The organism is Caloranaerobacter sp. TR13, assembly GCF_001316435.1.
Classification (GTDB): domain Bacteria; phylum Bacillota; class Clostridia; order Tissierellales; family Thermohalobacteraceae; genus Caloranaerobacter.
The window spans coordinates 1-13,586 of the sequence record NZ_JXLL01000025.1 but is presented as its reverse complement, the minus strand read 5'-3'; the positions used below and the strand labels follow the sequence as shown (position 1 = coordinate 13,586).

Genomic DNA, 13,586 nt, shown 5'->3' with positions numbered 1-13,586 from the left:
TATGCACTATTGCTTTTTATTTATTCCTATATAAATTCTTCTTTCATTAACTTGCTTTAATACAATATTTTCTTTCAAATAAAGATATTCTCTATGTAGCTGTAAATTCCTCTATGTTTTACATATTTTTGTAATTATTTGTCGTCAAACTACAAAAAAGCGATATACTATATAAAAAAGTTGTATTTAATTGACATAATCAGAATAAAAAAAGACTAGTTTTAGTCAAAAAAAAGAGGATAGATTAGTAAAAATTACTATCTATCCACATATTTCTATTTAGCTTATTATTTTATTTTAATATCCACTACCTTCAGCCTTTGTGCCTTCTACTATAGCTACAGATGAGCTTGCTCCGATTCTAGTAGCTCCAGCTTCAATCATAGCTTTAGCTGTTTCTAAATCTCTAACTCCACCTGAAGCTTTAACTCCCATTTCTTCTCCAACAGTCTCTCTCATAAGTCTTATATCTTCTACTGTAGCTCCTCCTGTGCTAAATCCAGTTGAAGTCTTAACAAAATCTGCACCAGCTTCCTTAGCTAATTTACAAGCCATAACTTTTTCTTCTTCAGTTAGAAGACATGTTTCTATAATCACTTTAACTATAGCTTTTCCTTTAGCTGCATCTACAACAGCTTTTATATCTTCTCTAACAACATCATATTCTTTGTCTTTAAGTGCACCTATATTAATAACCATATCTAGTTCGTCTGCACCATCTTTTATAGCTTGACTAGCTTCAAATGCTTTTACTTCTTTTGTATTGCTTCCAAGAGGGAAACCAATAACTGATGTTACTTTAACTTCGCTGCCTTCCAAAAGCTCTTTAACATATTTTACATAGTATGGATTAACACATACTGAAGCAAAACCATATTTTCTTGCTTCTTCGCATACTTTTTTTACTTTGTCCTTTGTTGTGTCTGGCTTAAGTATTGTATGGTCTATCATTGATGCTATATTTTTCATTTATATCTACCTCCTATATCATTTGTTATTATATTTTTTGCTACATTTATTATTTTATTAATTCAACCATATCTCCATTCTTAACTCCTGCTGCATTTCCTTCGTCAACATCAACATGCATTTCAAGAGCATACTTAGGACTCACTCTAACTAGTACATTTTCAAATACTAATCCTCTTTCTCCACCAACTCTTACTTTTACTATATCTTTATCCTTAACTCCGAAGTCTTCAGCATCATCTGTATGCATGTGTATATGCCTTGCTGCAGCAATTATTCCTTCTTTTAACTCTACTTCACCTTTAGGTCCAACTAGCTTTGCTCCTGGACTTCCTGCTAAATCTCCTGAATTTCTAACTGGTGGCACTACTCCTAACTTAAATCCATCAGTAAGTGAAATTTCAACTTGAGTAGCTCCTCTTGCAGGTCCTAATACTCTAACTCCTTTTAAAGTACCTTTTGGTCCTACAACATCTATTTTTTCTTCTGCTGCGAATTGTCCAGGTTGTGATAAATCTTTCATTTTAGTTAATTCGTATCCTTCTCCAAACAGCTTTTCAATATGCTCTTTGCTTAAGTGAACATGTCTGTTTGACAATGCTATAGGTAATTCTTTTCTCATAATAATCCTCCTTCTTAACAATAAATCTATTTTTAAACAAAATAATTATCAAAAATAACAGCTTATTTCCTTGGAAATGAAATATACCATTAAAATTATAAATCTTTTATTAGTAAAAATCAAATAAAACACTCATTTTATTCAATATTTTTTGTTTATCTCTCCTATTTATCTTGTATTATAGATTTAAGTGTTTCAAAAAAATCTGGAAAAGAAATGTTTATACTCTCTGTTTCTTGTATATTTGAATCTCCATCTGCACTTAAAGCTGCAATACTTAACGACATAGCTATTCTATGGTCATTATACGTACTAAGATTTGCTGGTTTTAATTTAGAAGGTCCGTTTATTATCATACCATCATCTAATTCTTCAATATTAGCACCCATTTTTTTTAGTTCAGTTACTATCGATTTAATTCTATTGCTTTCTTTAACTTTCAGCTCTTCGGCATTTTTAATAATTGTCGTACCTTTAGCTTGAGTAGCAGCTACTGCAATAATAGGAATTTCGTCAATTAATCTAGGTATCATATTTCCTTTTATTTCTATACCTTTTAATTCTGAATATTCAACTAAAACATCTCCTATTGGCTCATTATTTACATTTCTTACATTTAATATTTTTATTTTTCCTCCCATTTTAATTAGGACATCTAATATACCTGATCTGGTTTCATTTAATCCTACATCTCTTATTAATACTTTAGATCCTTTTAATATTAAGGCTCCAACTATTAAAAAAGCTGCTGATGAAATATCTCCTGGAACATAAACCTCTTTTCCCATAAGTTTATTCCCAGACTTTAAGTATACTTCATTATTATTTGTTATTATATTAGCTCCAAAATATTTAAGCATTCTTTCTGTATGGTCTCTAGATATACTTGGCTGCAAAATCTTCGTATCGCTATTAGCATATAATCCTGCTAAAAGGATACAAGATTTAACCTGTGCACTAGGTATTGGTTGTTTATACTCAATTCCGTTTAGACTTTCTGTCGGCTCAATTCTTAAAGGAGGAAATTTATTAAGTAAACCAGAAATGTTTGCTCTCATCATCCTTAAAGGATTAATTATCCTATCCATAGGTCTTTTTTGTATTGATTCATCACCTGTAATAGCCACTGAAAAATTTTGACCTGCTAAAATTCCACTAATTAATCTTATTGTAGTTCCTGAATTTCCTACATATAAGATGTCTTTTGATTCTTTAAGACCATGTAAGCCTACACCTTCTACAACAACTTCTCCATCAGAAATATGTATATTTACCCCTAATTTTCTAAAACATTCTACTGTTGAAAGACAGTCTTCTCCCATTAAAAAGTTATGTATTACTGTCTTACCCTCTGCAATAGAACCTATCATAATCGCCCTATGAGAAATTGACTTATCTCCAGGAACTTTTATTTCTCCTTTAATTGATAGATTACCACCTTTTACAATCATATAACTACTCCATCCTTTAAACTTCTTTCAATTAATTTTTCATCAACATTATTATATATGTTAACTTTACCTTTTCCAATAGGAAGTACTAATACAACCCTTCCTTTTTCATTTTTTTTATCATGCTTTATAGCACCCATTATTTGCTTTTGCTTAAAATCTGAAAATTTTACTGGATTCACTAATCTACTTAAACTATAAACTATCTCTGTATAATATTTTTCATCAATCAAACCCATTTCTCTACTTATAAAGCTTTCTAACATCATACCTAATATTACTGCCTCACCATGTTTAAAAGTTTTAAAGTTATCCAATATTTCTATACCATGTCCAATTGTATGACCAAAATTTAAGATTTTCCTTAGATTATTTTCTTTCTCATCTTTTTGAACTATAGCTTTTTTTATATTTAAAGATTTCTTCACTATGTTTACAATATAGTTATTTTCTAAATTCAAAATACTATTCAAATTATCGTTTAACCATAAAAAAAAGTCATAATCCATTATTAAACCATATTTGAAAACTTCACCTAAACCACTGATAATCTCTCTTTTGTCTAAAGTTTTAAGTGTTTCTGTATCTATTATTACCCCTTTAGGCTGATAAAACGAGCCTATAATATTTTTGTAATTCTTAAAATTAATCCCTACTTTTCCTCCAACGCTGCTGTCTACTTGTGATAGGAGAGTTGTTGGTATTTGAATAAAATTAATCCCTCTCATAAAGGTTGCAGCAACAAAACCTGCTAAATCTCCTACAACTCCTCCACCAAGACTAAGTATAGTAGTTTTTCTGTCACATCTAGTTTCAAGCATTTTTTTATATACTTTTTTAGCAGTATCTATACTTTTACTTTCTTCTCCAGGCTCTAGGATATAATAACCTATAACTTTTGAGCCAAGTTTTGACAGTAGAATATCTAAATAGTATTTGGCTACATTACAGTCTGTGATAATAAAAACATTATCACTTACTCCACATTCTATTAAAATATTGTCTATATTCTTCAAAAGCCCCTTATCAATATATATATTGTACCCTCTATCCTTTAGGTCTACACTTAATATTTCCATAGTATCACCTACTATTTACATAATCAATATATCTATTATAGTTTTCTTTCACTTCTTCTATACTGTCTCCTCCAAATTTAATCATAATTTCGTTTGCTAATATCCAAGCTAAGATATTCTCAGCTACAATACTGGCAGATGGCACTGCACAAACATCTGACCTTTCTTTTTGGGCTTCAAATTCCTCCTTCGTTTTCATGTCTACACTTCTGAGAGGCTTTCTTAATGTTGGTATTGGTTTCATTGCAGCTCTTACAACAATTGAACTTCCATTTGAAATTCCTCCTTCTATACCACCTGCATTGTTAGAATATCTTTTATATCCATCATCATAGTATATTTCATCATGCACCTGTGAACCAAACAATTCTGCAGCTCTAAAACCAATGCCTATTTCTACACCCTTTATTCCTTGAAGGCTCATCATTCCTTGTGCAATCTTACCATCTAATTTTCTATCCCAATTAACGTGACTACCTAAACCGATAGGAATATTGGTTGCAATAATTTCAAAAACTCCTCCTAAAGTATCACCTACTTTTTTAGCTTTATCTATTTCATTAATCATTTTTTTCTCTAATTCACTGTCTATTACTCTCAAAGGAGAATTATCTGTATTCTTGATTTTATCTATTGAAATGTCATCAGACTCAATCTTAATTTTTCCAATTTGAATAACATGACTATATATTTCGATATCAAATTCCTTCAAAAACTGTTTTGCTATACTGCCTATAGCTACTCTAATTGCAGTTTCTCTAGCACTTGCTCTTTCTAAAATATTTCTTATATCTAAATGATTATATTTAATAGCACCTGCTAAATCAGCATGGCCTGGTCTAGGTCTGGTAATAATTTCATTTTCATCTAAGTTGGTTTCCTCTATACTCATTATACCTTTCCAGTTTTCCCAATCCTTATTTTTAATAAATAATGTTATAGGACTTCCTATAGTTTTACCATTTCTAATGCCTGAAAGTATTTCAACCTTATCTTTTTCAATTTTCATTCTGCCCCCTCTGCCGTAACCCATTTGTCTTCTTCTAAGCTCATTGTTTATAAAATTTATATCTATCTTTAAATTAGCAGGGAATCCTTCAATTATACCGATTAGTCCCTTTCCGTGAGACTCCCCTCCTGTAAGATATCTAAGCATTAAAGATACTCCTTTCTGATTTTGTATCACTAAAAAATAGACCCTTAGGGTCTATTTCAGTTTGCTTTCAACAGATTTAACCTTTCTTTCCATACTAGTTTCTTTATCTCTTCTATCATCAATCTTAATCTGCGTCGAAACCCTTTTTGCACCTTCAGCAAAAGGCACTTCATGCATTTTTCTAATTACATCTAGTATTTTATCTAGGTCCCCTTCTATTATCGTACCCATAGGAGTTAGCATGTATTTCAAATCTTTTTCTTTCTCTAATACAGTATGACATTTAGCAACATAACTACTTAAACTTGTATCTCCTGTACCTAAAGGTACTATAGTAACTTCTACTATAGCCATTCGACACCCTCCTAGTCAAAAAATTTTAACCCTAAATTAAAACCTTTATTCAATATATCTTTTCTTTCCCATATAGAAAAACGATCAGTATCAGAAACTAATAGATTATATTTATACCTAGTATTGATAGCTTTAAAAAATAAATCTATAACAGGGATACATGCATCAAAATGCCCTTCTTTATAAGGGGCCCCGCCTACAGCAATAAACATTCCTATTCTATTTTTATTCACATCAATAGCTGGATTTTTTAAGATAAATTTACTAGACCAATAAACTTGACATCTATCTATCATTATTTTTGTTAAACTACTAACTGTATTAAAATATAAAGGAGAAGCTATAATTATACCGTCACTTTCATTGAATTCACTGTACAATTCGTTCATATCGTCATTTATAAAGCACTTTCCTGTTTTAGAACAATAATCACATCCTACACACAGATTAATACTTAAATCCTTTAGATAAACTTTCCTAATATTAACATTACATTTTTTAATACCTTCCAGTACACTATCTAATAAAGTATCTGTATTCTTATGTTTTCTAGGACTACCCATAACTGCAAGTACCTTTCTCATATATCCTCCAAAAAATCTTTATTGATGTAATTTGTACCAATTGACCTTACTAAAATTTTATATCAATTATGAATTATTGTAAATATCATATGAAGCTATCTTCATTTTTTTCTATTTCAGGTCTAAAAAATATTATAAGATTTCTAATTATTGAAGCTAATCCAAGAGTAAGTAAAAAATAAGATACAATACTGTAATATTTTTGATAGTTAGTAAGCTTACCGAGAAAATATATCATAATACTTAAAAAAATATATTTAGAAGATTTTCCTTTTGATAGTAAATTTTTTCTATATTCTCTAATTTTTTTACTCCTATCTCGCATCCTATTTATTATTATTTTTTCAATTTCTCGTTCTTTAGGATATAATTCTGTTTTTTTAATTAACTCAACAAAGCTATCTTTGTCAAACAAATAAATTCTTATATGTTTTTGTAACTTTGGTAAAAAGTCTTTGGTATCTTCTGTAAAAGTTGATGTTGTTATTATAGCTCCTGATTCTATATCAAGTTTTTTTAAAGATAAGAAAAACTCTTTAACATCCTTTATTGTAACTTTATAATCATCTTCATATTGTAAACATTTAATCCCTATGCTTTTTCCCTTAAAATTGCCTATCATATCAATATCTCTTTGATGTAACATTTTTAAATCTTCTAAACCCACATTTTCTAATACATCATAACAATACTCTATAAATTCATATGGAGTTTTATTTAATAAATCTTTTAAAATTTCTTCTTTAGCAACTACTTCATTAATCCTTTTAATTACTTTATTAAGTTTAAAAGCATTAATTTGATATAATAACAAGTTTACTATTATAAAAAACTGAATAGCAACTACAAAACTAAACAAATAGTCGTTTGTCTTGATATAAAAATATAAAAAGAAACCAAAAGTAATTATAAATCTTAACATAATACCATCTAGAACTATAGCCAAGTATGTCTTTCCTTTTTTCATCTCTTCTAAGTAATATTTTTTTAATCTCTTTTTATTTCTGTAACTGTCTATATGCTTTTTTGTAACTTTCAAAGCATTTGTTATATCCATTCAGATCACCTGCTTTATCAGTTTTTAATAATCATATCCTCTTTCAAAATTTTTATACAAAAAAACATATAGGCTAAACACCTATATGTTTCGACCGTTTTCTGCTTGGCAACAATAAAGCTATTAATAGTAAACCTAAAATTTCTAATAAAAACAATACAAATATTCTATAAGTAATACTGCTAAAAAACTCCAAAGGATACATTTGTATTAAAATATCTGTTTCTGGATTAAGCAGCCACAAATCATTTGAAAATAAAATTTTATGAAAATAAGTAAAATACTTATAAAAATCTGAATATATCAATATGTAAAGCATTCCAACTAAAAATAGTTGTATTGAAGATGTAATAACTAAAATCTTTTTTAACCTATTTTTATCTTTGTAAAATATATATATTAATGAAACTACACTTAGCAATAAGGTCAAATTTCTTGTAACATGTTCTTTTCTAAATAGCTCTCTTACATCTTTGAGATGTAACAATTCTCTTTCTTCAAAGACCTGCTCAATTTTACCTCCTACATCTGTAAAAATAATAATATTTTCTCTTTTACCTTTCAGATAATCTAAAAGCTTTTCTGTAATTAACATTAGGTTCTCTTCGCTTATTCCTGTTACATTTTCTATGTTATATTCTTCATATTTATCTTTAAAAAAACTAATATCAAATGTTACTATTTCTAAATTCATGAGTAGCATAGTTATTGGCAAGCAAACAATACAAATTATTGCAAACAACTTTATATATTTTTCCATAAAATCTCCCTCTGCTATATAAATTTCTTTTTATTGATTCGTGTAAGTAATACATAGAAAAGGGTAAAAATAATCATTGCAATAATAACATATTTATTATAAGTCTTTATTACATTAATAATTATTACCCAATTTTCTTTTAATATTTTCCCTAAAATAATCAATATTGTATGATGAATAATATTAACTATCCCAATTATAAGATAGGTTAATTTTTTATCTGACTCAGAAATTCCAGCTATTAAGACTGTAAATGAATATATACCAGGAATAAACTTGCTTACAAAAATAGCAGCAGGGCCATGCCTATTAAACATGTTTCTTAATTTTAGAAATTTCTTAGTGTCGAATGTAAATTTAACAAATTTTGAATGTAGTATTTTTTCTTTTTCCTTTTCACCAAGTTTATATAACATTAAAGATGATAAAAAAGTTCCAAACCATGCAATAGTTAATATAAAATAAATATTTAAATGTACAAGTTCAGACAAATATCCTTCTATAACCAATACCATATCTCCTGGATATGGTGGGAAAATTATTTGTAAGTATTGTGAAAAAAAGAAAAATAAATAGAGAAATAACTTATTACCACTAACCAATTTATCTATAATATTTAAAATAATACTCTCCATTTCACACCTCTAAAAGTTTTGTAAAATAAGCAAAAAGAAAAGAAAAATTGAAAAACCCGAAAATTCGGGTTTATGCCATAGCTCTTTCTAATTTATCTAAGTGCTGTATAGGGAACATTCTTAATAATTCTTTAAACTGTTCAACAGTAAGTCCTTGAGTTGTTGTATAAATTCTAATTTTTTCATCTAAATCAGCATTCTTAAACCTTCTTTTTATTTCTTCAAAATTTGGTTTTATATCCATATAGACACTCCTTTAACTTTAATCAAGTTTTCAATATTAGTATGTAATTTTTAATATCTAAATATTCAATTGTTATCTATAAGTTTATTACAGTTTAAACTCAGAATAGCTATATTTTACATTATTTTCAATATTTTGTTTGATATGTTTCAATTTTATAGTTATAATAATATTAAAAGGAGGTTTTTAATATGGAAAATAAAATAAGTATTGAATACTGTACTACTTGAGGATATCGTCCTAAGGCAGTTAGCCTTACAGAAAAATTACTTAAGGAACATAAAAATAAAATTAAGTCTATAACATTATTGCCTTCTTCAGGTGGAGTTTTTGAAGTTAAACTTAACGATGAACTAATTTTTTCAAAAAAAGAATTAGGCAGATTTCCTAATGAAGATGAAGTTGAAAGTATAATTAGAGAAAAAGTATAAACTATTATATAAACGGCGAAAGCCGTTTTTTTGTTAAGTAACAATTCATTTTTTACTTACATACCATATATTAGAATATAAATATTTGTGTATATAAGTCAATTAAGGGAGGTTTAGTTTATGCCTAGAAGATATAGATATTATGTACCACCAGTTGAAGTAGTTGATGAAGTCGAAAAGGAAAAAGAAAATGAAAAAGAAAATGAAGAACAAAGACGTGGTCATGGCTATGGTTCTTACTGGTGGATTATTTTATTATTTATACCATTAATATTATCTGGTGGTTTTTTTAGATATTTTAGATATTAATATAAATAATAAAAGGCCCTATAAATATCGGGCCTTTTAAAAATTTACTCATCAATTGAACATTTTTTACAAAAGCCTGTGAAAGTAATCTCACTATCCTCAATTTTAAAATCATATCTTCTCTCAATTTCATTTATTATTTTAATTAATTTAAGTGAAGTATCTACATCAATATAATCTAATACTCTTTTACATTTTAAACAGATAAAATGTGCATGGATACTTTTTCTTGAAAATAGTTTTAGTTCGTATAATTTTGAACTATTGAATGTTACTTCCTCTATTATGTCATTATCCAACAAGATTTTTATATTTCTGTATACTGTTGCAATACCCACAGCTTCTCCTTGTTCAATGAGAAAAGCATGAATATCTGTTGGATGGAAATGCTTATTCGGATTATCTAAAAACAGTTTTATTATTTTTCTCCTTTGCTCAGTTATCCTGTAACCATTTTCCTTTAAAATATTTTCTATATAACTTAATCTTTTGGCTTGCATAAAGTTCTCCTAATGACCACATTCTCCATGATGCTCATGTCTCTCACAAACCTCGTCTGTAGATACTAATGTACCATTAATATAATTTTTTATTACATCTTCAATACTGCCACTAATGCCAACTAAAACATCTATTCCATTTTCGTTAAATAAAGCTTGAGCTGTTTGCCCCATACCACCAGCAACAATAGTGTTAACTCCTTTTTCACTTAAAAACTTTGGTAAAAACCCTGGTCTATGTCCTGGATTAGGAACAAAAATTCTATTTTTTACTTCATTGTTTTGAATATCAACTAATTCAAATCCTTCACAATGGCCAAAATGTTGCGATACATAATTACCATCAACAGCTAACGCAATTCTCATTATTCTACCTCCTTAATCTTTTCATTTATTATGTTCCATATTTTTCTAATTTCTTTACCAGCAATACTTTCCTCGAATAGTACTACTGGCTTACTTTTCTTTATTGCTTTACTAACAAAATGATCAAAAGGTACTTTACCAACAACTTCAAAATTATTTTCATTACAAAAATCTTCAATTTCTTTTGTTTTTTCCAGGTTAATATCAAATTTATTTATAACCACATAAGCTTTCATATGAAAATAGTCTACTAAACTTAATACTCTCATTAAGTCCTCTAATCCCGACTGTGTTGGTTCAGTTATAACTACAGCCATATTACAACCTGTAAGTGAAGATATCACAACACATCCAATACCTGGAGAACCATCAATTATGACTAACTCTGGTTTATCCTTGTCACTTATAAGTGACTGTCTTACCTTAGTAACCACTTTACCTGCACCATCAGCGCCAATCCTTAACTGAGCATACGAAAATTTTCCACCTTCAATAGAGCTTGTAATAACATCTCCTGTTTCATCATCAACTAATTTAATTGCTTCATTAGGACATACTTCAACACAAGCTCCACATCCCTCGCATTTTATATCATTTATCTCAAAATTTTCTTTTATTGCATCAAATCTACATATACTTCTACACTTGCCACACTCAATACATTTTTCTTTATCAATGTAAGCTATTTTACCTCCAATATATAATTCTCTTTTTATTGGAGTATTATTTAAAATAAGATTAAGATTTGGAGCTTCCACATCGCAATCAGCTACATCTCTATTCTTAGCAAGATATGCAAATGAAGAAGTAAGAGTAGTCTTACCTGTACCTCCTTTTCCACTAATTACAATTATCTGCTTCATTTATGAAACCTCCATTATTTTAGAAAAAATATTTTCAAAAACTTCTACAAAGCTTTTATCTTCAAGTAATTCTCCCTTAGAATACTTTTGGGCAATACTCCTATCAAATGGTATTTTCTCAATTATATCTATTCCCTGTTTTTCACAAAATTCTTCAATAATATAGTCATTTTCATCAGATTTATTAATAACTACACCAAATGGTACTCCTAATTGTCGTATAACATTAGCTGCAATCTCTAAATCATGTAATCCAAACTTAGTTGGTTCAGTAACTAAAATCCCATAATCAGACCCTTCAACTGAATGCACAACACTGCATGAACTACCAGGTGGAGAATCTATAATATTTATATAATCAGGAGTTATTAGTTTTTTTAAATTCTTTAAAATTGGTATGCCCATAGGTTCTCCTATGTTAAGAACTCCTCTAACTGCTTTAAGATTATTAGTATAACCTATTTCAATTTTACCGATTTCTCTCTCGGTTTCAGTAATTGCATTTACTGGACATACTAAGCTACATAGTCCACAACTATGACATATTTTTTCAAAAACTAAAACACCATTTTTAGTAACTGCTAAAGCATTAAAATTACATTTTTTTGCACATAAACCACATTGTGTACAAGAAGATTCATCAATTTGTGAAACTTTAACTTTTACCTCAAAAGTATTTTTTATTTCAGGTTTTAAAAATATGAAGCCATTAGGCTCTTCTACATCAAAATCTAAATACTGAGCCTTTTTTCCTTTCTTACTTAAATAATAAGCTAAATTAGTAGCTACTGTAGTTTTTCCAGTACCACCTTTCCCACTTAGTACAGATATTTTCATTTTACCTTCCCCACCTGTTCTGTAATCCAAAGTGTGATTTTTTAGGTTCTTTTATTTCATTCAATTTATCTTGTTTTAAAAGTTCCAAATTAGCCTTAATTGTATCTGCCTGACCTTCATAAATAGTTATTTTAGTACTTGTAAGTATTTTCATTGAATTAGGTCCAATATTTCTAGTTATAACAATATCTGCTCCTTCATCTACAACTAAATTAGCTGCTGAAACACCAGCACCATGTTCTGATACGAAACCCTCATTTTCAACTACCTTGAACTCATTTGTTTCTGTATCTACTATGATAAAGTATTTGCATCTTCCAAAACGTGGATCTAGCTGACTATCCAAGCTTTTACCTTCACTACTAAAACACACCTTCATAGTTCATTCCTCCTACATTTTTTCTAAAATTTTTGTACCTAAACTTGCAAATTCTTCTAATTCATGATTGAACAATTCTATTCTTCCTTCATCGCATAATTGTGTAAATCCTGAATTTATAGGTAATTTTGCAATTAAATCTAATCCCATTTCTTTTGCTACTTGTTCAGATTTACTCTTACCAAATACTTCTATTTTTTTACCACAATCAGGGCATACAGCATAACTCATATTCTCAACAATACCTAAAATAGGAACATTCATCATCTTACTCATGTGAATTGATTTTTCAACTATAAGGTTAACTAAGTCTTGTGGTGATGTAACAACAACGATATAATCAACAGGCATAGACTGCATAACAGTAAGTGTTACATCAGAAGTTCCAGGTGGTAGGTCAATTATTAAGTAATCTAACTCTCCCCAGTTAGTTTCATCATAAAATTGTTTAACTGTTCCAGAAATTAATGGTCCTCTCCAAATAACAGGTTTATTTTCTTCTTCTAATAATAAATTTAGTGACATAACTTTTATCCCTGTTTTTGTTTCAACTGGTTTTAGTTTTTTATCTATTATCTGAGCTCTTACTTTATTTAAACCGAAGATCTTTGGTATACTTGGTCCAGTAATGTCAGCGTCCATTATCCCGACCTTATATCCTTCTCTATTAAGATTTACTGCTAGTAAGCTTGATACAAAGGATTTACCAACACCACCTTTGCCACTCATTACTGCAATTATTTTGTTAATATTATTTTCCATTTGATAACCTCCTCTATCACTTTTGTTTATGGCATATGCTATTTATATTATACATTTTTTATGTGCATTTGCCAATAATTATATGTACTTTTTTCTATTTTTAAACACAAAAAAGAGGGGATATTCCCCTCAGACTATTGACAAACTTACTTTTCAAATATCTATAAAAATAAAAGCGAATACTTAAAAGATTTTAGTTTTTTCTTTCGCATGAGCGTTATTTTCATA

General features: G+C 28.7%; 19 protein-coding genes. 2 read left to right on the top strand and 17 right to left on the bottom strand.

Translation table 11 applies throughout. The features are described 5' to 3' along the window. Nucleotides 1–297: 297 nt before the first annotated feature. From deoC to TR13x_RS11255, 11 genes are all read right to left on the bottom strand, one after another. Nucleotides 298–969 (bottom strand): deoxyribose-phosphate aldolase, encoded by a 672-nt coding sequence (gene deoC / locus TR13x_RS10415; RefSeq protein ID WP_054871875.1) that lies wholly within the window; start codon nucleotides 967–969, stop codon nucleotides 298–300. Between the two features lie 49 nt (nucleotides 970–1,018). Continuing rightward, nucleotides 1,019–1,591, bottom strand: a complete 573-nt coding sequence (gene pduL / locus TR13x_RS10410) for a phosphate propanoyltransferase (RefSeq protein WP_054871874.1) — start codon at nucleotides 1,589–1,591, stop codon at nucleotides 1,019–1,021. Between the two features lie 164 nt (nucleotides 1,592–1,755). Continuing rightward, nucleotides 1,756–3,042, bottom strand: coding sequence for a 3-phosphoshikimate 1-carboxyvinyltransferase (aroA, locus tag TR13x_RS10405; RefSeq protein WP_054871873.1), 1,287 nt, complete (start codon nucleotides 3,040–3,042; stop codon nucleotides 1,756–1,758). Next, nucleotides 3,039–4,121, bottom strand: a complete 1,083-nt coding sequence (gene aroB / locus TR13x_RS10400) for a 3-dehydroquinate synthase (protein WP_054871872.1) — start codon at nucleotides 4,119–4,121, stop codon at nucleotides 3,039–3,041. The genes aroA and aroB overlap by 4 nt, the downstream gene beginning before the upstream one ends. A 4-nt stretch (nucleotides 4,122–4,125) precedes the next feature. Further along, a complete protein-coding gene (gene aroC, locus TR13x_RS10395; protein ID WP_054871871.1) occupies nucleotides 4,126–5,277 on the bottom strand; it encodes a chorismate synthase in 1,152 nt (383 codons plus the stop codon). Nucleotides 5,278–5,328: 51 nt separating this feature from the next. Continuing rightward, nucleotides 5,329–5,631 carry an MTH1187 family thiamine-binding protein gene (locus TR13x_RS10390; RefSeq protein ID WP_054871870.1) on the bottom strand — a complete coding sequence of 101 codons (303 nt, stop codon included), beginning with the start codon at nucleotides 5,629–5,631 and terminating at the stop codon, nucleotides 5,329–5,331. An 11-nt stretch (nucleotides 5,632–5,642) separates the two neighbouring features. Continuing rightward, nucleotides 5,643–6,215 (bottom strand): flavodoxin family protein, encoded by a 573-nt coding sequence (locus TR13x_RS10385; RefSeq protein ID WP_054871869.1) that lies wholly within the window; start codon nucleotides 6,213–6,215, stop codon nucleotides 5,643–5,645. Nucleotides 6,216–6,300: 85 nt separating this feature from the next. After that, on the bottom strand, nucleotides 6,301–7,272 hold the full coding sequence (locus tag TR13x_RS10380) for a restriction endonuclease (protein ID WP_054871868.1): 972 nt from the start codon (nucleotides 7,270–7,272) through the stop codon (nucleotides 6,301–6,303). A gap of 73 nt (nucleotides 7,273–7,345) precedes the next feature. Further along, nucleotides 7,346–8,032, bottom strand: a complete 687-nt coding sequence (locus tag TR13x_RS10375; protein ID WP_054871867.1) for a TIGR01906 family membrane protein — start codon at nucleotides 8,030–8,032, stop codon at nucleotides 7,346–7,348. 14 nt (nucleotides 8,033–8,046) lie between these two features. After that, nucleotides 8,047–8,667, bottom strand: a complete 621-nt coding sequence (locus TR13x_RS10370) for a DedA family protein (protein WP_054871866.1) — start codon at nucleotides 8,665–8,667, stop codon at nucleotides 8,047–8,049. Between the two features lie 70 nt (nucleotides 8,668–8,737). Continuing rightward, entirely contained in the window at nucleotides 8,738–8,911 is a 174-nt protein-coding gene (locus TR13x_RS11255) for a hypothetical protein (RefSeq protein ID WP_200905857.1), read from the bottom strand. A gap of 191 nt (nucleotides 8,912–9,102) precedes the next feature. Between TR13x_RS11255 and TR13x_RS11315 the strand changes: the two genes are divergently transcribed. Both TR13x_RS11315 and TR13x_RS10365 read left to right on the top strand, forming a co-directional pair. Continuing rightward, the gene (locus TR13x_RS11315; protein WP_082394863.1) at nucleotides 9,103–9,342 is read left to right on the top strand and encodes a SelT/SelW/SelH family (seleno)protein; all 240 of its coding nucleotides are present in this window, start codon (nucleotides 9,103–9,105) and stop codon (nucleotides 9,340–9,342) included. Nucleotides 9,343–9,462: 120 nt separating this feature from the next. Next, a complete protein-coding gene (locus TR13x_RS10365; protein ID WP_054871865.1) occupies nucleotides 9,463–9,651 on the top strand; it encodes a hypothetical protein in 189 nt (62 codons plus the stop codon). A 44-nt stretch (nucleotides 9,652–9,695) separates the two neighbouring features. Here TR13x_RS10365 and TR13x_RS10360 read toward each other — a convergent pair whose 3' ends face one another. From TR13x_RS10360 to TR13x_RS10335, 6 genes are read right to left on the bottom strand one after another with little or no spacing between them, the layout of a single operon-like run. Then, nucleotides 9,696–10,151: a Fur family transcriptional regulator gene (locus TR13x_RS10360; RefSeq protein WP_054871864.1), complete on the bottom strand. Its 456-nt coding sequence runs from the start codon at nucleotides 10,149–10,151 to the stop codon at nucleotides 9,696–9,698. A 9-nt stretch (nucleotides 10,152–10,160) separates the two neighbouring features. Beyond that, on the bottom strand, nucleotides 10,161–10,517 hold the full coding sequence (locus TR13x_RS10355) for a NifB/NifX family molybdenum-iron cluster-binding protein (RefSeq protein ID WP_054871863.1): 357 nt from the start codon (nucleotides 10,515–10,517) through the stop codon (nucleotides 10,161–10,163). Continuing rightward, nucleotides 10,517–11,380, bottom strand: coding sequence for an ATP-binding protein (locus TR13x_RS10350; RefSeq protein WP_054871862.1), 864 nt, complete (start codon nucleotides 11,378–11,380; stop codon nucleotides 10,517–10,519). Before TR13x_RS10350 ends, TR13x_RS10355 begins: the two co-directional genes overlap by 1 nt. After that, nucleotides 11,381–12,217, bottom strand: coding sequence for an ATP-binding protein (locus TR13x_RS10345; RefSeq protein ID WP_054871861.1), 837 nt, complete (start codon nucleotides 12,215–12,217; stop codon nucleotides 11,381–11,383). It abuts the gene before it with no gap. Between the two features lies 1 nt (nucleotide 12,218). Further along, entirely contained in the window at nucleotides 12,219–12,596 is a 378-nt protein-coding gene (locus TR13x_RS10340) for a NifB/NifX family molybdenum-iron cluster-binding protein (RefSeq protein WP_054871860.1), read from the bottom strand. A gap of 12 nt (nucleotides 12,597–12,608) precedes the next feature. Further along, nucleotides 12,609–13,358, bottom strand: a complete 750-nt coding sequence (locus tag TR13x_RS10335) for an Mrp/NBP35 family ATP-binding protein (protein WP_054871859.1) — start codon at nucleotides 13,356–13,358, stop codon at nucleotides 12,609–12,611. Nucleotides 13,359–13,586: the final 228 nt, after the last annotated feature.